This window comes from Arthrobacter sp. KBS0703 (genome assembly GCF_002008315.2).
Taxonomy (GTDB): domain Bacteria; phylum Actinomycetota; class Actinomycetes; order Actinomycetales; family Micrococcaceae; genus Arthrobacter.
The window spans coordinates 2205332-2227722 of the sequence record NZ_MVDG02000001.1 but is presented as its reverse complement, the minus strand read 5'-3'; the positions used below and the strand labels follow the sequence as shown (position 1 = coordinate 2227722).

Genomic DNA, 22391 nt, shown 5'->3' with positions numbered 1-22391 from the left:
TGTCGTGGCCGGAAAGTGGTTGAAACGCACCGACGTGGCTCTCCGACTAGGCGCGCGGGCGCCCGCCGTGGCAACCTTGACCCGTGAGTACTGTAGAAAGCCTTGTTGGCGACTGGTTGCCGCTGCCCGACGTCGCCCAATTGCTGGATGTTTCCATTACCAAAGTCCACGGGCTGCTCGATGAGCGCGCGCTGGCGGCGCTGAGGGTTGGCGAGCGCCGTATCAGGTCCGTCCCGGCGGCGTTCATCCAGGACGGGCACGCCGTGGAAAGCCTCAAGGGCACGATTGTGGTGCTGGCGGACGCCGGCTATTCCGACGAAGAACTGATCACCTGGCTCTTCACTCCCGATGAATCACTCCGGGGTCGGCCGATTGATGCCCTTCGGGAGGGCCGGAAGACCGAAATCCGGCGCAGGGCCCAGTCCCTGGCCTGGTAGCCCGGGGCGGTAGTACCGGTCCGATATCCGGACCAGTAAACCCTGCTCCTTATAGCCGCTGCTGCTGGCCCGCGTCGGAAATCGACGCGGGCCAGCAGCGGCTGGCCGCTCAGGCGGCCCGGCTCACCGTTGCTTCGGCCAGCTTGCGCAGCGCCGTCTTCGGCAGGTCCTCCAGGGGCAGGATTTCGAGGGCCGCGAACGCGGCGGCGCCGAAGTCCCCGATGAGGGTCTCCGTTGCCTGCAACGCCCCGCAGTCCGCAATGATCCTGCGGATCTCCGCCACGTCCTCGTCGCTCAGGTCGGGGCTGCCCAACCTCGCGTCGATGAAGGCGGACTCCTCGGGCGTGGACAGGTCCAGCGCAAACGCCACCAGGACGGTCCGTTTCCCTTCGCGGAGGTCATCGCCGGCGGGCTTCCCCGTGGTGACGGGGTCACCGAAAACGCCCAGGACGTCGTCGCGAAGCTGGAAGGCCTCTCCCAGCGGAAGGGCGAAGGCCGAATAGCCCCGCAGCAGTTCGTCCGAGGCTCCGCCCAGTGCACCACCGAGGGCGAGAGGATGCTCGGTGGAATACTTGGCCGACTTGAAGCGGATGATCGACTGGGCCCTGCTGACGGCGCCGGCGCGGTCCCGCACCGGGCCCGCCACCTCTTCCAGGATGTCCAGGTACTGCCCGGCCATGACTTCGGCCCGCATGAGGTTGAAGATCAGCCTCGCCCTGCTCCCGGATGCGGCATGCTCGCCGATCTCCGTAAAGGCTTCCTCGCTGAAGGACAGGCACAGGTCGCCGGCAAGGATGGCGGCCGCATGACCGAACCGTTCGCTGTCCAGGGCCCAGCCCTGCGCCTCGTGGAGCTGCATGAACCTGCGGTGGACGCTGGGGCCGCCCCGCCGGGTGTCGGACCGGTCGATGATGTCGTCGTGGATGAGGGCGGCGGCCTGGAAGAGCTCAAGTGCCGCGCCGGCGGTGACGACGTCGACAGCGGACGCCGGTCCGCCGGCGCCCCGCCATCCCCAGTAGCACATGAGGGCCCGGAGCCTCTTGCCCCCGGTGACGAGGTTGGAGATCGAGCCCATGATGGGATCGATGTCCGGGGAGATCGATGCCATCACGGACTGCCTTGTGGTCAGGAAGTCGGTGAGTCGTCCCGCGACGGCAGCAACAAAGGCTGTCTGCTCATCGCGCAGCTGCTCTGCCACGGTCACTTGACGGACTCGGGAGCCACGTTGGCGCCGATAGTGAAGGTGGATACCCCGGCAATCTCGGGAACCGCAATGTTGACGGTTTCGTTTCCGGTTCGGACAAAGTCCTTGGAGGCCACCGTCCCCACCGTGTTGCCCGGGACCGGCTTGAAGCCCTGCGCCTCCAGCGCTTTGGTATAAAAATCGACGACGGCGGCCGGCTTGGCAGCGATGGAACCCACCAAGGCGACCGTTGCGGGGGAGGTGGACTTATCGAAACTGCTGGCGACGATCTTGGCCCCGGGCATGACCGGAAGGAGCTTTTGCGGGAATCCTGCAACGAGCGCTCCCACTGCTGCCGAGGTGCCGGGTGAGGCCGACGGACTCGGAGGCGCCGTAGTGCTCACCTGTGCTGATGCCGAGGTGGAAGCCGAAGCTTCGGGGGACGGAGCGGAGCCCGGCGACGGCGCACTGCACGCCGACACCGCCAGCAATACCGTTCCGGCCGCCAGCAGGCCTAGGCGTGCAGGCACGGGCGTTCCAATGACCTTCACAGGTGCGTTCCTCCTGGGGTTGATGCCGGATTCAGCCTCCAGTTTAGTCAGTAGCAGGGCATAGGATTGCAGATGTGGGGCCGGACCAGGACAAAGAGCAAATAGAAGCGCGTCTTCGCGACCTCCGGCGCAGCAGCATTATGCACGTGGACATGGACGCCTTCTTCGTCTCCGTCGAACTGCGGGGACGCCCGGAATTGCGCGGCAAACCGGTCATCGTGGGTTATCCGGCGGACCGCTCCGTGGTGCTGTCGGCGTCCTATGAAGCCCGGGCTTTCGGCGTCAAGTCCGCGATGCCGATGGTGATTGCCCACCGCCTGTGCCCCCAGGCCGTGATTATTGAGCCCCGGCATAAGCTCTACTACGAGGTCTCCGGCCAGCTGATGTCCATTTTCGAGTCGATCACGGAGCTCGTTGAGCCCGTGAGCGTGGATGAGGCGTTCCTCGATGTCGGCGGTGCGATCCGGAGGCTCGGCACGCCGCTGCAGATCGGGGAGCTGGTCCGGATCAGGGTCTCCAGGGAACTGGGAATCACAGCCTCCGTGGGGGTCGCGGCCAGCAAGTTCGTGGCCAAGATCGCCTCCACAAGGTGCAAACCGGACGGCATTTTGCTGATCCGGCCCGAGCAGACCGTTCCGTATCTGCACAGCCTCCCCGTCAACGCACTCTGGGGCGTAGGTGCGAAGACCGCGGACGTCCTTGCCAGGATGGGAATCCGCACCGTGGCCGATGTCGCCGCGACGCCCGTCTCGTCCCTCAAGAAGGTGCTGGGCGCTGGTGGCGAACATGTCCACCGGCTGGCGTGGGGGATTGATCCGCGCGTCGTGACTCCCGTGCGGCTTGAGAAAAGCATTGGAGCCGAGGAGACCTTCGCGGTGGACACCGCCGACGACGCCCTCCTCCACCGGGAACTCCTGCGCCTTTGCCACAGGACAGCCGAACGCCTGCGCGCGTCCGGCCTGGTGGCGCGCACTGTTGCCCTCAAGCTGCGCTACGCCGATTTCTCGACCGTGACGCGGAGCCGGACGGTCCACACGCCGCTGGACAGCGCGCAGCTCCTCTACGCTGTGGCCGTGCAATTGCTGGAGTCGCTGGGTGAGCGGTCCATGACCGTCCGGCTCGTGGGTGTGCGTGCCGAGCAACTCGAGGCGGCGGCCCAGACCTCGCTCCAGCTGAGCTTTGACCGGCGTGACGACAACTGGCGTGCCGCGGAGCAGGCGCTGGACAGGGTGACGGAGAAATTCGGCAGTAAATCAGTGCTGCCGGCCCGCCTCCTGGACCCGGGGAGCGGCACGCGCTGAGCCGGCTCCCCGCCAGGTGCGGGAACAGCAACTTTTGCCGGGATTTCAAGGTCAAATCGGGTTGCGGTCCGTGAACAGCGTCTTTCAGATCAGCGCCTAACAAACTATCCTTAGATATACAAAGATTTCGAACGTCTGGACATGTGTGGATCAACTGACCCGCCCGCGTCCGTATGCTTGGATCCATGGATCTGCCAATGTCGGGAGGCCGGGAACCTGTACAGCATGCCGGTCGTTGACGTGGCAGAAAGAACTGGTCCCGATCAGTCCGGACGTTGGCCTACTTAAGGAGGTCGTGATGCCGCTCTCGGAGCACGAACAGAAGCTGCTCGAGCAACTCGAGAGGCAACTGCATGAGGACGATCCCAAGTTTGCCAATTCCATGGGCTCGGATCCGGGCCGCACATGGTCTACCAGGCACATTGTGATCGGTGTGCTGGCCACGCTGGCGGGAGTGTTGCTCCTCCTCGTGGGCGTTTCCCTGCAGAACATCTTCGTTGGTGTCCTCGGATTTGTCGTCATGGGAGCCGGGGTCTACTTTGCCACGATGCGCAGCGCTGCGGCGGGCAAGGCAAAGACCTCCGGACGGGGCAAGAAGTCCAAGGGCAAGAGTTCCTTCATGAACAGCCTCGAAGAGCGCTGGGACGAAAGGCGCCGCGGGGAGCCCTGAGCTTATCCGCGCTCCACTTCCCACCACCTCCACTTCGCACCACCTCGATTTCTGCGCCGCCTCCACTTAGCGCCACCGGTTCACGACCAGGCCCGAACAAAGACCCGCTCCCGGCGGGTCTTTTGTTTTTAACCCCGGAATTCCGGCCCTGGACTGCCGCAGTGCCCGGCACCCGAATCCGTCCGTTTCCGGGCCCATGGCTGTGGAAATGGAAGGCTCCGGTCGTGGCTGACGCTTCCGTGCGGGCCGGCAATTTTCCCTCCACTTCCCACCCCCGCGAAAAACCCTTGGTATTTAGCGGAATAAGTTTGTCCAAGCCTCAGAGAAACGTCCGTGTTGCGTTGACTGTGGGGAGAAGTGGAGTAAAGTGGAGCGCGTAAGAGGGTAGTGGCAGCGCGGGGGTTGTTCGGCTTCTGACGGCAGACGGGCGGTGGGGACGTGTTCCTGGGGACACACTCGCCGCGTCTGGACGAAAAGGGGCGGATCATTCTTCCCGCCAAGTTCCGTGAGGAGCTTGCCGGCGGACTTGTTCTCACGCGAGGTCAGGAGCGCTGCATCTACGTCTTCAGCGAGCAGGAATTCGCGAGGGTTCACGAGCAGATCCGGGAGGCTCCCATCTCCAACAAGCAAGCTCGTGACTACATCCGGGTCTTTCTCTCTGGAGCCTCGGACGAGGTGCCTGACAAGCAGGGGCGCGTGACTATTCCTCCCGCGCTCCGGGAGTACGCAGGGCTTGGCAGGGAGCTGGCGGTGATCGGTGCCGGCACTCGCGCTGAGATCTGGGACGCCCAGGCCTGGAATGTGTACCTGGCGGAGAAGGAAACCTCCTTCTCCGAAACCGACAACCCCATTGCCGGCATTCTCTAGGATGCCGGCACGAAATATCGCAACCTGTTTCTTGGACGAGATCTCCAGCCGCCCATCCACACGACTTCCTGGCTCACTTCCCCGGAGCCAGGCAGCCATGAGGATAGGCGCGGATGGGGATCTGGCTCAAGAAACCACACGAGGCGCTCAAGGAAGGACGAAGGTATGAACGAACACGACCAGGCCAAACCTACGTCCGAACGCCATGTGCCGGTCCTGAAGGACCGGTGCATTAATCTGTTGGCGCCGGGATTCGAAGCAGCACGCCAGAGGGGCGAGACCCCGGTGGCCATCGACGCCACGCTGGGAATGGGCGGACATGCCGAAGCTATGCTCCAGCGCTTCCCGGACCTCCACCTGATCGGCATCGACAGGGACGAAGAAGCGCTGGCCCTCGCCGGTGAGCGGCTCAAGCCCTTCGCCGCCCGCACCGACCTTGTCCATGCCGTCTACGACGAAATCGCCGACGTCCTCGAGGACCTCGGCGTTCCGGAGGTCCACGGCATCCTGATGGACCTCGGCGTCTCCTCCCTTCAGCTCGATGAGCGTGAGCGGGGCTTCGCCTACTCATTCGACGCGCCCCTGGACATGCGGATGGACACCAGCCGCGGGCAGACGGCGGCGGACGTCGTCAACAACTACAGCGAAGAAGACCTGGTCAGGATCATCCGCAAGTGGGGCGAGGAGAAGTTCGCCGGCCGCATCGCCAACCGGATTGTCGCGGCCCGGGCCGTGAAGTCCTTCGCCACCACCGGCGAGCTGGTGGAACAAATCCGGGCAGTTGTTCCGGCGGGGGCCGCCAAATCCGGAGGCCACCCGGCGAAGCGGACGTTCCAGGCGCTCCGGATCGAGGTCAACGAAGAACTCGAGGTCCTCGAGCGCGCGGTCCCGGCGGCGGTGGAAGCCATCGCCCTGGGCGGCCGGATCGTCGTCATGTCCTACCACTCCCTGGAGGACAAGATCGTTAAAAGCGTCTTCCAGGCGCGTTCCAAGTCGTCAGCTCCGCTCGGATTCCCGGTGGAGCTCGAAGAGCACAAAGCCGAACTCAAGACCCTGACCAAAGGCACCGAGGTGCCTACCGCCGTCGAGATCGCGGAGAATTCGCGCGCAGCTTCAGCCCGGCTGCGCGCCGTGGAACGCATCAGAGCCAGGAGAGCCGCATGAGCACCGCAGCTGTCAAGAACCTCACCCTCACCTCCGGCCCCGGCGTTCAGGAGGAAAGCGCGCGCAAGGCGCGGACCCCGCTCTCGCTGGTCCGCTCGATGCCCAAGAAGCGCCGTGCCCCCTTCGTGGTTCTCTGCTTTGGGATGCTCGCAGTGGCGCTCATGGCGGTCCTGGTGCTCAACATCTCCGTGTCCACGGCCCAGTACCAGCTCGTGAAGCTCCGCAGCGAGCAGACGGCGCTCACGAAGCAGAACCAGGATCTGACACAGCAGGTCCAAAACTTCGAGGCTCCCCAGAATCTCGCGGCCAGGGCCTCAGAATTGGGAATGGTTGCTTCCACCGGCAAAGGCCAGATTGATCTGTCCACACTGACTGTCAGCGGAAAGGCCAAGCCGGCGGTCAAGGGCGACTCCGCAGGTGCCGTGATCGCCGCCCCGGCAGTCCCGGGCCAGTTGAACGTTGTCCCGCCGGCAAGCACCAAGGATCCGCTGGAAAGCAGGCGGCCCGCGGGTAGCGACAAGGCTGCGGCTCCGGTGGCGGCCCCGGCGGCCGCAAAGAAGCCAGCGGCGGTCCTCAACGGAGGCACCATTCCGGCGCCGGAACAAAAAGCACCGGGGCAGTAACTGGTACGGGCGCGGCGACCAGCCGGCAAGGCAAGCAGTAAGGGATGATCGTGGCGCAAGGCACCGGCAAGGCAGGCAGGCAGAAAGTCCCGAACGCCACCAAGAGGCTCCGTCTCGGCCTGAGCATCATGCTGGCGCTGCTCCTCGTGGTCGGCGGAAAACTCTTCCTGGTCCAGGGCCTCGACGTCGGCGGCATGGCTGAAGCTGCCCTTGATAACCGGCTGCGTCCCACCGTCCTCCCCGCCGAGCGCGGCAGCATTGTCGATGCAAACGGAACGGTACTGGCCAACAGTGTCATCCGCTACAACATCACTGTTGACCAGTCCGTCAACACCAAGACGGAATCCTTCAAACGGCTTGAGACGGTGAACGGCAAGGAAGAGCTGGTGACGGTATCCCGGGACCAGGGGATTTCCGAGCTCGCCGATGTCCTGGGAATGGACGCCCAGGACGTCCGGAAGGCCGTCACGGGCGAACGCACCTACTACGTCGTGGCCAAGGACCTCAAGCCGGACGTCGAGGACCGCGTCTCCAACTTGCAGATCCCCGGCATTTTCTCCGAGGGAACCAGCAAGCGCGTCTACCCCAACGGTTCGGTGGCCGGCGGCATCGTGGGCTTCCTGGAGAACGGCACCACGGGCCAGGCCGGACTGGAACAGACCCAGGACGAAATCCTGAGGGGCACCCCCGGCAAGCGCCTGTTTGAGATCGGCGCCGACGGCCTCCGCATCCCCGTGGGAGTGGACCAGCTGACACCGGCGCAGGACGGCAAGGACGTCAAACTCACCCTGAACTCCGATATCCAGTACTTCGCGCAGCAGGCGATCCAGAGCCAGGCGGACAAGCTCAGCGCCGAATGGGGCGTCATCATCGTCTCCGACGTGAAGACCGGGAACATCATTGCCATGGCCGATACCAACGCCCCCGATCCCAACGATCCCGGCAAGGTGGCGGCCAAGGACCGCGGCGTGCGGTCCGTGACCGCAGCGTACGAGCCCGGATCCGTGGAGAAGCCACTCACAACCGCCGCGCTGATCCAGGAAGGCAAGTCCAGCCCGCTGGACACCTTCACGATCCCGCCGTCCCTGGTGATTGACGGACAGCAATTCGATGACGCGTTTTCCCACGGAACAGAGAAACGGACCCTCGCTGGCATCATCGGCTACTCCATGAACACCGGAACCGTGATGGCGGGCAGCCGCCTGACCAGGGACCAGCGGCATGACTGGCTGCAGAAGTTCGGCATCGGGGAGGCGCCGGACATCGGACTTCCCGCTGAAGCCAAAGGCATCCTGACTCCGGCGGCGCAGTGGGATGACCGGCAGCAGTACACTGTCCTGTTTGGCCAGGGCGTATCCCAGTCGACGTTGCAGACCGTGCGTGCGTACCAGACAATTGCCAACGACGGCGTCATGCTGCAGCCCCGGCTTATCGACAGCTACATCAGTCCGGACGGCAGCGAAGAGAAAGTAGCGGCCAAACCGTCCCGCCAGATCGTCTCCAAAAACACAGCCAAACAGGTCCGGGACATGCTTGAAAGCGCCGTGACCGAGGGCGAAATCAAGGAAGCGGCCCTCGACGGTTACCGGGTCGGCGCCAAGACGGGAACATCCGAATCGCCATGCGACGACGGAACAGCCGGGTTCTGCGGCTACACCGCTTCTATCCTGGGAATGGCGCCCATGGACGATCCGCGGTTTATTGTTGAGGTGGTCCTGCAGCGGCCCAAGGGGTCCATTTACGGAATCACCAACGGGCCTGTGTTCCGCTCGGTCATGAGCCAGGTACTGCGGACGTACAACGTTCCGCCGTCCACCGGCGAACCGGTCAGACTGCCGCAGTACGCCAAGTAGCACGCCCGCTAAACCAAGTAGCACGCCCGCTAAACAAAGACCGCGGCGCACCTGAACAAACCGTTCTGTCGTGTCCGTTGGTCCACTAGTACCAACGGAGATCCACTTGTCAGAGCACAATGCCCCCGGCACTGCCGATGCCCCGGACGGAGAGGAGTCCGTCAGCGGATTCCGGCCCACGGCCGTCGCCGCAGTCGAGCTGGGTGCCATCGGACGGTCGGTCGGCGTCACAGTGGCCGGAGCCTCGGCGTCAGTCCCCGTTACCGGCATCTCGCTCAATTCGCGCGCTGTGGAGCCGGGAGACCTGTACGTCGCATTGCCGGGTGCGGCCCGCCACGGCGCCGACTTCGCCACTCCGGCGATCGAGGCCGGCGCGGTTGCCGTCCTGACTGACGACGCCGGCGCCCGGCTCCTGGCGTTGTCGCCGGATATCTCCGTGCCCGTGCTCGTGGTGGACAAGCCACGCGCCGTGGTGGGGCGGCTTTCCGCGCTGATCTACCGGAGCCAGGCTGCCGACAGCGCTTCCCCCGCGCTCTTCGGCGTCACCGGCACCAATGGCAAGACGACCACGACATACTTTCTCAACGCCCTGCTGCAGGCACTGGGCAAGAAGACCGGGCTGATCGGCACCATAGAGATTGTGGCTGGGGGGAAACCGATTCCCAGCCTCCTCACCACGCCTGAGTCCACCGACGTCCACGCGCTGCTCGCCCTCATGCGGGAACGGGGCCTGGACGCAGCGTCCATGGAAGTGTCCTCGCACGCCGTGTCCTTCCGCCGCGTGGACGCCGTCGTCTTCGACGTCGTCGGATTCACCAACCTGACCCAGGACCACCTGGACCTGCACGGCACCATGGACGACTACTTCCGGACCAAGGCTGAGCTCTTCACGCCGGAGCGCGCCCGGGCTGCCGTCGTGACGGTCGACGACGAATGGGGCCGCCGCCTCGCCGCCGAGGCGAAGCTCCCGGTCACCACCCTCGCCACCACCCTTCAGCCGGGCGGCCGGCAGGCAGGCACCGTGGAGGCGCCCGACACCGACTGGACAGACGCCGACTGGACAGTGGCCGATCCGCGGCCCAGGGGCCTTGGCACGGAATTCACCCTCCGCGGCAGGACCGGGACGGAGCTGCGCGTCCACACCGGGCTGCCCGGCGCGTTCAATGTCTCCAACGCCGCGCTGGCCCTTGCCATGGTGCTGGCAGGCGGTGCGGACGCGGCAGAAGTCCAGGCCGCGCTGGACGCCAGCGACCCCTTCACCGTAGCCGTGCCGGGCAGGATGCAGCTCGTCTCCGCAAAGCCCGCAGCCGTGGTGGACTTTGCGCACAACCCCGATGCCTTGGCGCGTGCCCTCGAGGCCGTCAGGTCCCCGGACCCGGCCGCCAAGGTCATAGTGGTCTTCGGCGCCACCGGACAGCGCGACCAGGGGAAGCGGCCGGCCATGGGAGCCATCGCTGCCCGGCTTGCCGACGTCGTGATCATCAGCGACGACGATCCCCACGATGAGGACGCCGCGGCGATCCGCGCGGACGTCCTGGTGGGAGCCACGGACGCCAAAGAGGCAGAGCAGCTCGATTGCCGCATTATGGAGGTCTTCCCCCGCGACGCCGCAATCCGCGAGGCCGTGGAACTGGCGGCGCCGGAGGACACCATCCTCATAGCCGGGCGCGGACACGAAGTGTGGCAGGAGGTCAAGGGAGTCAACCTTGCCCTCGACGACAGGGTGGAACTCCGGAACGCCTTGACGGCACGAGGATTCACCGTTCTTGGCGACGACCGGATAGAGTCCTAGACCGACATGATTGCACTAACTGCGGCGGAAATCGCCGAAATCACCAACGGCCGGCTGCTTGCCGACCCCGACGTCACTCCGGGATCCGTGGTGACCGACTCGCGCGAGGCCATCGGCGGGTCGCTGTACGTGGCCAAGCCGGGCGAGCACGCCGACGGGCACGCGTTCGTGGGCGCGGCGTTCGACAAGGGCGCCGTGCTGGCCCTTGCCGAACGCGAAATCGCCGACGGCGCCGGGCAGACGTATCCGTCGGTGATCGTCGACGACGCCGTACTGGCCATGGGCGCCCTGGCAGCGGAGCAGGTCCGGCGGATCCGGGCGCGCCGCGAGGCATCCGGCGAACAGTTCACGGTCATCGGCATCACCGGTTCCGCGGGCAAAACCACCACGAAGGACCTGCTGGCCGGGATCCTTTCCACGGAAGCCAAGACGGTGTCGCCGCACGGGTCGTACAACGGTGAAGTGGGCGTTCCCCTCACCGTGTTCCAGGCAGGCTTCGAGACCCGCTTCCTTGTCATTGAAATGGGCGCCACGGGCATCGGGCATATCCGGTACCTGGCGAACATGGTCGCCCCCGAGATCGGCGTCGTGCTCGGCGTGGGAACGGCACATGCCGGCGAATTCGGCGGCGTTGAGAATATTGCGGCAGCCAAGGGCGAACTCGTGGAAGCCCTGGACCCCGCCGGCACCGCCGTGTTGAACCTGGACGATCCGCGGGTTGCGGCCATGGCGGTGCGCACGTCTGCCACAGTTCTGGGCTTCTCTGCCCGGAACGCCGCCGCCCAAGGACCGACCGTCCGTGCAGAACACCTGGACACGAACGCGTCCGGCCACCCCGAGTTCGACCTTGAACTGCCGGGGGAGGAGGCTGTCCGGGTGAGCAGCCGGCTCATCGGAGAGCACCACGTCTCAAACCTGCTCGCCGCGGCAGCCGCCGCCCACGCTGCCGGCATCCCGGCCGCACGCATCGGCGCGTCACTCAGCTCGCAGTCAGCCGCCAGCCGGTGGCGCATGGAACGGACCGAGCGGCCCGACGGCGTCACCGTCATCAACGACGCATACAACGCCAACCCGGAATCCATGCGGGCGGCACTCCGGACCCTGGCCGACCTTGGCCGGGGACGCCGGACCTGGGCCGTGCTCGGAGCGATGCTCGAACTTGGCGAGGACTCCATCCGCGAGCACACCGCCGTGGGCACCCAGGTGGTCCGGCTCAACATCTCACGCCTGGTGGTAGTGGGGCGCGAGGCTCGTTCGCTCTACGTATCAGCCGTCCAGGAAGGGTCCTGGGGTGACGAATGCGTCTTTGCCGAGAACGCGGACGAAGCGTATGACCTGCTCCAGGAACAGCTCGAACCCGGTGACCTGGTGCTCTTCAAATCCTCGAACAGCGTCGGACTTCGCCATTTGGGCGATCGGATAGCATTACCCCCACAAAACCCCGCAACTGCCAACGAAGGGAGCGAGCTGCTGTGATTGCACTACTTATCGGCGCTGGCCTGGCCCTGCTGATGGCATTGGTAGGAACTCCGCTGTTCATCCGGCTGCTGGTCCGCAAGGGCTACGGCCAGTTCATCCGCGATGACGGCCCCACGTCACACCACACAAAGCGCGGCACCCCCACCATGGGCGGCGCCGTCGTTGTGGGGGCGGTCCTGGCCAGCTACGGACTGACACACCTCATCATGTGGCTCCTGAACCCCGGATCGGCCGGCCCGTCGGTGTCCGCCCTGCTTCTCCTGTTCCTCATGGTGGGCATGGGCCTGGTCGGCTTCCTCGACGACTTCATCAAGATCTCGCGCCAGCGCAGCCTCGGCCTGGACGCCAAGGCCAAGCTGATCCTCCAGGCCGCCGTGGGCGTCATCTTCGCCGTGCTGGCCCTGTACTTCCCGGACCCGGACGGACTCTCGCCGGCGTCCACCAAGATTTCCCTGGTCCGCGACATCCCGTGGCTTGACCTCGCCTTCGGCGGCTCGGTGCTCGGCGCGATCCTCTTTGTGCTGTGGTCCAACCTGATCGTCACCGCCGCGACAAACGGCGTCAACCTCACCGACGGACTGGACGGACTGGCCGCGGGCGCCGCCGTGATGGTCTTCGGCGCCTACACGCTGATGGGCATCTGGCAGAGCAACCAGGCGTGTGGTTCGCCCCGCCAGGCCGGGAGCGGCTGTTATTCCGTGCGGGACCCGCTGGACCTCGCGCTGCTTGCCGCCATTATGAGCGCGGCCCTCGTCGGCTTCCTCTGGTGGAACACGTCGCCCGCCAAGATCTTCATGGGCGACACCGGATCCCTGGCCATTGGCGGGGCCATCGCCGGGTTCGCCATCCTGTCGCGCACCGAACTGCTGCTCGCCTTCATCGGTGGCCTGTTCGTCCTCATCACGCTCTCCGTCATCATCCAGGTGGGCTATTTCAAGGTCACCAAGGGCAAGAGATTCTTCAAAATGGCCCCGTTGCAGCACCACTTCGAACTCAAGGGCTGGGCGGAGGTCACCGTGGTGGTCCGGTTCTGGATACTGGCCGGACTGTTTGTGGCCGCGGGCCTGGGCATCTTCTACGCAGAATGGGTGGTCCTGCTGTGAGCAGCAACGCACCGGGCGCCGGCCACGCCGCCGCCGACAGGCTCAAGGACCTCGTCAGCTGGGACTCGGACTGGGCCGGACTCCGCGTGGTGGTCACCGGAATCGGCGTCTCAGGCTTCGCAGCTGCGGACACGCTGATCGAGCTCGGAGCCCGTGTGGTGGTGGTGGACGCCTCCGCGACCGACATTGCCACCGCCAAAGCGGACACGCTCAAAATCGTCGGAGCCGTGGACGTGCTGCTGGGCGAAAGCGCGGTCGGATCCGTTCCGAAGATCGACGGCGTGAAGCCGGACCTCATCGTGACGTCGCCCGGCTGGCGGCCGGACCAGGCTCTGCTGGCGGCCGCCAAGCGTGCGCACATCCCGGTGTGGGGCGACGTCGAACTCGCCTGGCGCGTGCGGGTCCGCGAGGGCCGCAAGACGGCGGACTGGCTGACCATCACGGGCACGAATGGCAAGACGACGACCGTCGGCCTGACCGAATCGATGCTGCGCGCAGCCGGGCTCAAGGCACTGGCCGTCGGAAACGTCGGAACGCCCATCCTCGACGCCCTTCGGGATCCGGTCGAATACGACGTCCTGGCAGTGGAGCTTTCCAGCTTCCAGCTGCACTGGTGCGAATCCGTGTCCGCCGTGGCGAGCGTCTGCCTCAACGTGGCCGAGGACCACGTGGACTGGCACGGCTCCTACACCTCGTACCTCGCCGACAAGGCAAAGATCTACGAACATACCCAGAAAGCCTGCATCTACAACGCCGAGCAGATCGAAACCGAGCGCATGGTGGAGGACGCCGACGTTGTGGAAGGCTGCCGCGCAGTCGGCTTCACCACGCTCACCCCGGCCATCAGCATGCTGGGCGTCGTCGAAGGCCTGCTGGTGGACCGGGCGTTCATCGCCGAGCGCAAGGACAGCGCCGCCGAGCTGGCGTCGATGTCGGATCTCGGACCGGTGGCTCCGCGCCACATGGTGGCCAACGCCCTGGCGGCCGCCGGGCTGGTGCGGGCCTACGGACTCAAGCCCGAGCACGTCAGGCAGGGACTGCAGGCCTACATTCCGGGAAATCACCGCATCCAGCCCGTGGCCAGGCAGGACGGCGTGCTCTGGATCAACGACTCAAAAGCCACGAATCCGCACGCGGCGGCTGCATCGCTCTCCGCCTTCGACCCGGTGGTCTGGATCGCCGGCGGCCTGTCCAAAGGCGTCAACTACGACGAACTCGTCCGTGAGAACGCTGGGCGGCTCAAGGGAGTGGTGCTCATCGGCACCGACACGGCGTCACTGGAAGACTCCCTGCAGCGACACGCTCCCGATGTCCCCGTCATACGGCCGGCCACGGGCCACACTGAAATGGTGCAGCCTGCCGGAACCGGACCTGACGCCGCCCCGGCTTCGCCAGAGACCGGTGAGGACGTGATGGCACGGGCCGTCGCTTCGGCGGCGCAGCTGGCCACCTCGGGTGACACTGTGCTCATGGCCCCGGCGGCTGCTTCCATGGATCAGTTCTCTTCCTATGCTCACCGTGGCGACGCCTTCATCGAAGCAGTCCGCGAGCTCGTGGAAGGGCAGGCCCAGACCGGCAAGGAGTAAGAATGGTCAGCACGCCCACACGTCCCGCGGCCGCCAAGACGCGAACCGCAGGCACGGCTCGTGGGACCGCCGTGACGACTGCCGGCAAAGGCCCGGGGCAGAAGCCTCCGGCCGTTGCCAGGCTGCTGCGCTGGTACCGTTCGTTCTGGTCTGCGCTCGAGGGAACCGGAAAGTCGCGCAACGGCTCCACGTACTACCTCATCCTTGGCACCACCCTCGCCCTGACGGCCATCGGCATCATGATGGTGCTCTCGGCGTCCAGCGTGGAGGCCATCGCCGCAGGGGAGTCCCCCTACACGGCGGCCCTCAAGCAGGGACTGTTCGCGGGGATCGGCATCTTCCTGATGTTCATGCTGTCCCGGATCAACGTGGTCTGGCTGAAGCGCCTCGCGTGGCCCGGTATCATGCTCGCGTACGGCCTGCTCGGGCTGGTCCTGCTCATCGGCACCACCGTAAACGGCAACAAGAACTGGATCGAGGTCGGCCCGTTCTTCACACTGCAGCCGTCCGAGGCGGCCAAGCTTGCCCTGGCGCTGTGGATGGCTACAGTGCTGGCCAAAAAAGGCCGGCTCCTCCAGCGCTGGCAGCATGCCGTCATACCGGTGGTCCCGCTCGCACTGGGCATCATCGGACTGGTTCTTGCCGGCAACGACCTCGGCACCGGCATGATCATCATGATGATCATGGCCGCCGCCCTGTTTTTCGCCGGCGTGCGCCTTTACCTGTTCGGCTTCGCCGCGATCGCCGGCATCGCGGCCACCGCCGTCATGGCCATGACCAGCTCGAACCGAATGTGCCGCATTACCTCGTGGTGGACGGGGCAGTCCTGCGGCGACGGCACCGACGCCAATTACCAGTCGACCAACGGCTTGTACGGCCTGGCCTCCGGCGGCTGGTTCGGCGTCGGGCTGGGGCAGAGCCGCCAGAAGTACAGCTGGATCCCGGAAGCGCACAACGACTTCATCTTCGCCATCATCGGCGAGGAACTCGGGCTGGTGGGGACCGTCGTCGTACTGATTCTCTTCGCCATCCTGGGCGCCGCGATCTACCGCGTGGTGGTGGCGCAGGAGGACCTGTTCCACCGGGTCCTCGCGGGCACCATCATGGTGTGGCTGCTGGGCCAGGCCACGGTCAACATGGCGGTGGTCACGGGGCTCGTCCCGGTGATCGGTGTTCCGCTGCCGTTCATTTCCTACGGCGGCTCGGCCCTGCTCATGTCGCTCTGCGCAATCGGCGTAGTGTTGTCACTGGCCCGGGTCCAGATGGCGCCCAGCATGAGGCCCCGGAAAATGCTGGGCCCGCTCCGGATGCCCGGACGCAAGAAACCCCGTACGAAAGCGTAAACAGCACCTGATGAAAACCGAGTCATTGTCCGTGGTCCTCGCCGGCGGCGGAACGGCGGGCCATATCAATCCGCTACTGGCCATCGCCGCCGCCATCCGCGATGCGCGCCCCGACGCCCGGCTGCTGGCGGTGGGAACCTCCGCTGGCATGGAGACCCGGCTGGTGCCGGCCGCAGGCCTCGAGCTCGCCACGATTGACCGCGTCCCGTTCCCGCGCAGGCCCTCCGTGGAACTGCTGCGCCTGCCCGGCCGGCTGGCCGGAGCCGTAAAGCAGGCCGGCCGCATCCTCGACGACGCCAGGGCGGATGTCCTCGTGGGGGTCGGGGGCTACGTCTGCACGCCGATGTACCTGGCCGCGTGGCGGCGCAGGATTCCGATCGTGATTCACGAGGCCAACACCCGGCCCGGCCTGGCCAACAGGGTGGGTGCCCGGCTGAGCAGCCACGTGGCCGTGGCCTTCGCCGGCACGCGGCTGAAGAACGCCAGGCATGTCGGCATGCCGATGCGCCGTGAAGTCTCAGCCCTGGTCCGGGCCACCGCACGCGCCAACGCCCTCGGTGCCCTGGGCCTGCAGCCGGACAAGCCGGTGCTGATCGTCACCGGCGGCTCCTCAGGAGCGCAGAGCATCAACCGCACCGTCGCCGCCTCCCTCCAGGCCCTGGCGGACGCCGGAATACAGACCCTCCACATCACCGGCCGCGGGAAGTCGGTCGAGGACAGCGCCGGCAACCCGCTGCAGGCCGACGGCTACCGGCAGCGCGAATACGTCGACGGCATGGAGACGGTCTACGCCGCCGCGGACCTGCTGCTCGCCCGGGCCGGAGCGGCCACGGTCAGCGAGGTGGCCGCCGTCGGCGTTCCTGCGGTGTTCGTGCCGCTGCCCATCGGCAACGGCGAGCAGGCACTGAATGCGGACGGACTCGTGAAGGCCGGCGGCGCCCTGATCGTCGCGGACCGGGACTTCACCCCCGACTGGGTCCGGACCCAGCTCATACCGCTGCTTACTGACCGGGCCAGGCTCGGCTCCATGGCGGCGAACTCGGAAAACCTCGGCATCAGGGATGCCGATCGGCTCATGGCCGATCTTGTACTGGAAGCGGTATCCAAATGACAGGCAACGCCCCACTCCGGCAGGACGCGCTTGGCCGCGTGCATTTCATCGGGATCGGCGGGGTGGGCATGTCCGCCGTCGCCAGGATCATGGTGGCCCGCGGCGTGCCGGTGAGCGGATCCGACGCCAAGGACCTGCCCGTGATGGCAGACCTCGCCGCAGCCGGGGCGAAGATTTCGGTCGGGTATGCGGCGGCAAACCTCGGCGACACCCAGACCGTCGTGGCAGGTTCGGCCATTCGAGCTGACAACCCCGAACTGGCCGCAGCGAGGGCAGCCGGGCTTCCGGTCCTGCACCGTTCCGAGGCGCTGGCGGCCACCATGGCCGACGACCTCGTGGTCACCGTGGCGGGCACACACGGGAAGTCCACCACCACGTCCATGATCACCGTGCTGCTGCAGGGCGCGGGCCTGGACCCCTCCTTCGCCATCGGAGCCAACGTCCCGGCGCTCGGCGTCAATGCCGCCAACGGCAGCTCCAAGGTGTTCGTGGCGGAGGCCGACGAATCCGACGGGTCGTTCCTGAACTACCGCCCGCAGATCGCCGTCGTCACAAACGTTGAACCGGACCACCTGGACCACTACGGCACGGCCGAGGCAGTGTACGAATCGTTCGACCGCTTCACGGCGCTCCTGCCCGCGGACGGCGTGCTGGTGGCCTGCGCGGACGACGCCGGAGCGCTTGCGCTGGCCCGCCGCACGCGGGAACGCGGAAACACCCGCGTTGTTCTTTACGGCACCTCTGCTGCCGCCGACCTCAGGCTGGACGACGCCGGCCCCGGCAACGTAGCGGTCTCGACGGCGGCAGGACAGTTTCCCCTGACACTGCAGGTGCCGGGGCGGCACAACGCGCTCAACGCCGCGGCGGCGATGGCCGTGGCCCTTGAACTGGGCGTCGAGGCAGGCTCAGCCGCCGCGGCCCTGGCAGGTTTCGCCGGTGCCTCCCGGCGGTTTGAGTTCAAGGGAGAAGGCAGGGGAGTGCGCGTGTACGACGACTACGCCCACCACCCCACGGAGGTCCGCGCGGCACTTGCGGCTGCCCGCTCTGTTGCCGGCGCCCACAAGGTCCACGTGCTTTTCCAGCCGCACCTTTTCTCCTGTCTCTTATACACATCTAGATGTGTATAAGAGACAGCCTCGGAATTCGCCGACGCCCTCAACGCAGCCGACACCGCCCTGGTGCTGGACATCTACCCCGCCAGGGAAGATCCCATCCCGGGTGTCAGCAGCGGACTCATCGCCCAGCACCTGGGCCCCGGCGGGCGCCTCGTCGCGGCCGGCGCCGCCGCCGTGGAGGCCGTCACCTCCGCCGCCCAGCCGGGGGATATCATCCTCACGGCGGGGGCCGGAGACGTGACCGCCTACGGGCCCCTCATCGTGGAGTCCCTCCTTGGCTAGCAGCCGCCGTCCCACGTACAAGCCTGTGCGGCCGGGGAGCCGGGACAAAGCGTCGGAACCGCGCGAAGCAACGCAGCCGGGCGTGATCTCGGCTTCCAAGAGCGCACCCGCGTCGCCGGCCGCACCGCAGGACAGCCAGCGGGGGAAGCAGCCGGCAAAGCAGCCGGCCGGACAGGCATCCGGACAGGGTTCCGGGCAGGCGGCGAAAGAGCAGGGGCCGGGGAAGCAAGGGCAGCAGCTGTCAGGCAGCCAAGCCGAACCGGACAACGTTCTCGCTTTCCCCGAGCCCAAGGGCAAACGCGTCAGGCGCAATGTCATCGTGGCGTCGTGCATCATTGCCGCCCTCGTTGCGGGCCTGCTGCTGGCCGCGGTCTACTCCCCGGTGCTCGCCGTCCAGACGGTGACGGTCAGCGGCACGAAGCTGCTCAAGCCGGCCCAGGTCCAGGCGGCACTCAAGCCGCTCCTGGGTACGCCGCTGCCGCAGGTGAGCGATGAGGACGTCAACGCGCTGCTGAAGCCGCTCGTCCAGATCAAATCGGTGACCACCCAGGCGCACCCGCCGTCCGTCCTGGTGGTCCAGGTGCATGAGCGCGTGCCGGTGGCTCTGGTCAAACGCGGCCAGGAGTACCTGCTGGTGGATGTGGACGGCGTACGGCTCGGCGCGACGGCCGATCCGGGATCGGTGAAGCTGCCCGTCATCGACGGCGGGGCCGGCACCATCGGCAAGGATCTGTTCCAGGCGACCGCAGCAGTCCTGGGCGCTCTTCCCGCCAATGTCCTTGCCAAGCTCTCCAACGCTTCCGCCAAGTCCGTCGACGCCGTGGAACTGAAGCTGGTGGACGGCCAGACGATCATTTGGGGCAATGCGGGGGAGAAGGAGCTGAAGGCACGCGTGCTGGAGGCCCTCCTGAAGGTTCCCGCCGATCCGGCAAATCCCGTCAACATCTATGACGTCAGCGTGCCGCGGCATCCGGTGACGCGCTGAACCGCTCTATTTCGCGGTGATTAGTCCGACACGCGGCGGCGGTTATTGAATGTACGAGGCATAGGAAATAGCGTCACAGACATGAGTTACTTGACATAACTATAACCTTCAACTCGAAGGTTAAGGTTCGGAACTTCAAGCTCGACTCCATCAGTTTTCGCAATAGGACACGAACAAGGGACACGTAACGTGGCAGCTCCGCAGAATTACTTGGCCGTCATCAAGGTCGTCGGCATCGGCGGCGGTGGCGTGAACGCAGTCAACCGCATGATCGAGGTGGGTCTCCGCGGTGTCGAATTCATCGCCATCAACACCGATGCGCAGGCCCTGCTGATGAGCGACGCCGACGTCAAGCTTGACGTCGGACGCGAGCTGACCCGGGGCCTTGGCGCAGGCGCGAACCCCGAAGTGGGCAAGCAGGCGGCAGAAGACCACGCTGACGAGATCGAAGAGGTCATCCGCGGCGCGGACATGGTCTTCGTGACGGCGGGCGAGGGCGGCGGCACCGGCACAGGCGGCGCCCCCGTGGTTGCCCGCATTGCTCGCTCCCTCGGCGCGCTCACCATCGGTGTTGTCACCCGCCCGTTCACCTTCGAGGGCCGCCGTCGTGCCGGCTCCGCAGAGGCAGGCATCGATGCCCTCCGCGACGAGGTCGACACCCTGATCGTGATCCCCAACGACCGCCTGCTGTCCATTAGCGACCGCAACGTCTCTGTCCTTGATGCGTTCCGCTCCGCTGACCAGGTCCTGCTGTCCGGTGTCCAGGGCATCACGGATCTCATCACCACGCCGGGCCTGATCAACCTTGACTTTGCCGACGTGAAGTCGGTCATGCAGGGTGCGGGATCCGCACTCATGGGCATCGGTTCGGCGCGGGGCGAAGACCGCGCGGTCAAGGCCGCCGAGCTTGCCATCGCCTCGCCGCTGCTGGAAGCCTCCATTGACGGCGCCCACGGCGTCCTGCTGTCCATCCAGGGCGGTTCCGACCTCGGCCTGTTCGAGATCAACGAGGCAGCCCGCCTGGTTCAGGAAGTCGCCCACCCCGAGGCCAACATCATCTTCGGTGCCGTCATTGACGACGCCCTGGGCGATGAAGCGCGCGTCACCGTGATCGCTGCCGGATTCGACGACGTCAAGGCCACCTCGCCGTCCATGGACCAGTCGCAGCCGCAGTCGGCCCCGCAGCGCCCGGCAGTGCCGCTGTCTCTTATACACATCTGGCGAGCCAGCCGCCGTCGCACAGCCAGCAGGTCCATGTCCAGCCCGCGCACGCCGGGGTCGGCGCCGCCGGCCTCAGCAACTGGGGCCAGCACCGCCCGTCGGCGGTTCCCGCGGACTCGGGATTCGACGTCGACCTTCCGTCGGTTGTTGAACATGACCTGTCCGGCAACCGCTCGGACGACCTGGATGTCCCGGACTTCCTGAAGTAGGAGGCCGCCGGCCGGCTTTGCCGTCCACCCGTCCTCCGCCTGTTGCTCTCCTGATTGTCGGTGTTCTGATTGTTTTTGTGGCGTGCTGAAGTCCTGCCGGGCGTGTCTGTGGCGTTCACGGACACCGGGGCGGGCAACCTCGCATTGCACGTAGGCGACGACGCGCCGTCGGTCATTCGCCGCCGGGAGGAGCTGGAGCATGCCGCGGGCATCGCGCCCCGCCGGTTCCAGTACATGAACCAGGTGCATGGAAACCATGTTTCCGTCGTTGAAACCGGCTGTGAGGCGCCAACGGCGGACGCCATGGTGTCCGTCAGCCTCCCGCTGGCAGTGATGGTGGCTGACTGCATTCCCCTGGTTCTGGTGGGCGATGGCCCCGCCGCCACGTGCTTGGCGTCGTCCACGCCGGACGCCCCGGGTTTCCGCCGGTGTCATCCCGGCCGCGGTCGAGCAGATGCGCGCCGCTGGGGCCACGGGCATCCGCGCCTGGCTCGGGCCGTCCGTCTGCGGACGGTGCTACGAGGTGCCGGCGGAACTGCGCGCGGAGGTTGCCGCCGCCGTTCCTTCCGCCTGGTCCACCACATCCTGGGGGACGCCGGCACTCGACCTGCCCGCAGGCGCTGCGAGCCAGCTCGAATCAGCGGGCGTGCCCGTCGAATTCCGGGGCCCGTGCACCCTCGAAAACGACTCCCTGTTCAGCTACCGCAGGGATACCCAATCAGGGCGGTTCGCCGGGCTGGTCTGGACCCATGACTGAGGCGGACCCGGTGCGGGAAGATCCGCGGGCGGACCAGCTGCGGCAACGCCTGGAGGCCGTCAGGCAGCGGATCGCCGAGGCGACGGCGGCAGCGGACCGCAACGATGATCCTCCACGGCTGATCGTCGTCAGCAAGTTCCACCCCGCCGAGGACGTGCGCCGGCTGGCAGGTCTTGGCGTGACAGACTTCGGCGAGAACCGCGACCAAGAGGCATCGGAGAAGGCGGCCCTGCTCCTGGAACTGGACCTTAAGTGGCACTTCGTCGGCCAGGTCCAGAGCAAGAAAGCCAAGACCGTGGTCCGGTACGCCCACGCCGTCCACTCCGTGGACCGGCCGCAGCTCGTGACGGCATTGGAAAAGGCGATGGCCGCCGAACAGGAAAGGTCCGGGCGGGACAGCCTCGATTGCTTCATCCAGGTGAGCCTCGACGACGACGCCGGTGCCCACCGGGGCGGCGCGGCCCCGGCTGACGTTCCGCTGCTGGCAGAACAGCTGGAAGAAGCGGGCGGCCTTCGGCTTGCCGGCGTCATGGCGGTTGCGCCCCTGGGCGCCGATCCGGACCGGGCGTTTGAGAAACTCGCTGCCATTGCGGTCCGGTTGAGGGGTGACTACCCCGCGGCGACGGGGATTTCCGCCGGAATGAGCCAGGATCTTGAAGCGGCCGTGCGGTTCGGTGCGACACACCTCAGAATTGGTTCGGATATTCTCGGTTCGCGCCCGGCCGTGCGGTAGCGTCTGAGTATTGGAAGTGAATGGCG

18 protein-coding genes and 2 pseudogenes are annotated in these 22391 nt (G+C 66.4%); 18 read left to right on the top strand and 2 right to left on the bottom strand.

Annotation, left to right across the window (positions count from 1 at the left end):
* Positions 1-83 precede the first annotated feature (83 nt).
* Positions 84-437, top strand: a complete 354-nt coding sequence (locus B1A87_RS10515; protein ID WP_078028978.1) for an Rv2175c family DNA-binding protein — start codon at positions 84-86, stop codon at positions 435-437.
* A gap of 109 nt (positions 438-546) precedes the next feature.
* Here the strand turns inward: B1A87_RS10515 and B1A87_RS10510 are convergent, their stop codons facing one another.
* Both B1A87_RS10510 and B1A87_RS10505 read right to left on the bottom strand, forming a co-directional pair.
* Positions 547-1641, bottom strand: a complete 1095-nt coding sequence (locus B1A87_RS10510; RefSeq protein ID WP_078028977.1) for a polyprenyl synthetase family protein — start codon at positions 1639-1641, stop codon at positions 547-549.
* Positions 1638-2171: a hypothetical protein gene (locus B1A87_RS10505; protein ID WP_078028976.1), complete on the bottom strand. Its 534-nt coding sequence runs from the start codon at positions 2169-2171 to the stop codon at positions 1638-1640. The genes B1A87_RS10510 and B1A87_RS10505 overlap by 4 nt, the downstream gene beginning before the upstream one ends.
* A 74-nt stretch (positions 2172-2245) precedes the next feature.
* On the opposite strand from B1A87_RS10505, the gene dinB reads away from it, so the two are divergent.
* From dinB to B1A87_RS10420, 17 genes and pseudogenes are all read left to right on the top strand, one after another.
* Complete coding sequence (gene dinB, locus B1A87_RS10500; RefSeq protein WP_078028975.1) at positions 2246-3472, top strand: DNA polymerase IV; 1227 nt, start codon at positions 2246-2248, stop codon at positions 3470-3472.
* Between the two features lie 298 nt (positions 3473-3770).
* Entirely contained in the window at positions 3771-4142 is a 372-nt protein-coding gene (locus tag B1A87_RS10495) for a DUF3040 domain-containing protein (RefSeq protein ID WP_078028974.1), read from the top strand.
* A gap of 438 nt (positions 4143-4580) precedes the next feature.
* Positions 4581-5009 carry a division/cell wall cluster transcriptional repressor MraZ gene (gene mraZ / locus B1A87_RS10490; RefSeq protein WP_078028973.1) on the top strand — a complete coding sequence of 143 codons (429 nt, stop codon included), beginning with the start codon at positions 4581-4583 and terminating at the stop codon, positions 5007-5009.
* A 165-nt stretch (positions 5010-5174) separates the two neighbouring features.
* The gene (gene rsmH, locus B1A87_RS10485; RefSeq protein WP_078028972.1) at positions 5175-6173 is read left to right on the top strand and encodes a 16S rRNA (cytosine(1402)-N(4))-methyltransferase RsmH; all 999 of its coding nucleotides are present in this window, start codon (positions 5175-5177) and stop codon (positions 6171-6173) included.
* Positions 6170-6796, top strand: a complete 627-nt coding sequence (locus B1A87_RS10480) for a hypothetical protein (protein ID WP_078028971.1) — start codon at positions 6170-6172, stop codon at positions 6794-6796. Before rsmH ends, B1A87_RS10480 begins: the two co-directional genes overlap by 4 nt.
* Positions 6797-6840: 44 nt before the next feature.
* On the top strand, positions 6841-8649 hold the full coding sequence (locus B1A87_RS10475) for a penicillin-binding protein 2 (protein ID WP_347034189.1): 1809 nt from the start codon (positions 6841-6843) through the stop codon (positions 8647-8649).
* Between the two features lie 106 nt (positions 8650-8755).
* Entirely contained in the window at positions 8756-10441 is a 1686-nt protein-coding gene (locus B1A87_RS10470) for a UDP-N-acetylmuramoyl-L-alanyl-D-glutamate--2,6-diaminopimelate ligase (RefSeq protein ID WP_078028970.1), read from the top strand.
* A 6-nt stretch (positions 10442-10447) separates the two neighbouring features.
* Complete coding sequence (murF, locus tag B1A87_RS10465; RefSeq protein WP_078028969.1) at positions 10448-11917, top strand: UDP-N-acetylmuramoyl-tripeptide--D-alanyl-D-alanine ligase; 1470 nt, start codon at positions 10448-10450, stop codon at positions 11915-11917.
* Complete coding sequence (mraY, locus tag B1A87_RS10460; RefSeq protein WP_078028968.1) at positions 11914-13023, top strand: phospho-N-acetylmuramoyl-pentapeptide-transferase; 1110 nt, start codon at positions 11914-11916, stop codon at positions 13021-13023. Before murF ends, mraY begins: the two co-directional genes overlap by 4 nt.
* Positions 13005-14609, top strand: coding sequence for a UDP-N-acetylmuramoyl-L-alanine--D-glutamate ligase (murD, locus tag B1A87_RS10455; RefSeq protein ID WP_078028967.1), 1605 nt, complete (start codon positions 13005-13007; stop codon positions 14607-14609). Before mraY ends, murD begins: the two co-directional genes overlap by 19 nt.
* 2 nt (positions 14610-14611) lie before the next feature.
* Positions 14612-15952, top strand: coding sequence for a putative lipid II flippase FtsW (gene ftsW / locus B1A87_RS10450; RefSeq protein WP_078028966.1), 1341 nt, complete (start codon positions 14612-14614; stop codon positions 15950-15952).
* A 10-nt stretch (positions 15953-15962) separates the two neighbouring features.
* Positions 15963-17063, top strand: coding sequence for an undecaprenyldiphospho-muramoylpentapeptide beta-N-acetylglucosaminyltransferase (murG, locus tag B1A87_RS10445; protein WP_144275781.1), 1101 nt, complete (start codon positions 15963-15965; stop codon positions 17061-17063).
* Positions 17060-18460 (top strand): annotated as a pseudogene (gene murC, locus B1A87_RS10440) (UDP-N-acetylmuramate--L-alanine ligase). Before murG ends, murC begins: the two are co-directional and overlap by 4 nt.
* The gene (locus tag B1A87_RS10435) at positions 18453-19445 is read left to right on the top strand and encodes an FtsQ-type POTRA domain-containing protein (protein ID WP_078028964.1); all 993 of its coding nucleotides are present in this window, start codon (positions 18453-18455) and stop codon (positions 19443-19445) included. Before murC ends, B1A87_RS10435 begins: the two are co-directional and overlap by 8 nt.
* Positions 19446-19634: 189 nt before the next feature.
* Entirely contained in the window at positions 19635-20870 is a 1236-nt protein-coding gene (gene ftsZ, locus B1A87_RS10430; RefSeq protein WP_395940237.1) for a cell division protein FtsZ, read from the top strand.
* A gap of 74 nt (positions 20871-20944) precedes the next feature.
* Positions 20945-21632: pseudogene (locus tag B1A87_RS10425) on the top strand (polyphenol oxidase family protein).
* Positions 21625-22365 carry a YggS family pyridoxal phosphate-dependent enzyme gene (locus B1A87_RS10420; protein WP_078028961.1) on the top strand — a complete coding sequence of 247 codons (741 nt, stop codon included), beginning with the start codon at positions 21625-21627 and terminating at the stop codon, positions 22363-22365. The pseudogene B1A87_RS10425 and the gene B1A87_RS10420 overlap by 8 nt, the downstream one beginning before the upstream one ends.
* Positions 22366-22391: the final 26 nt, after the last annotated feature.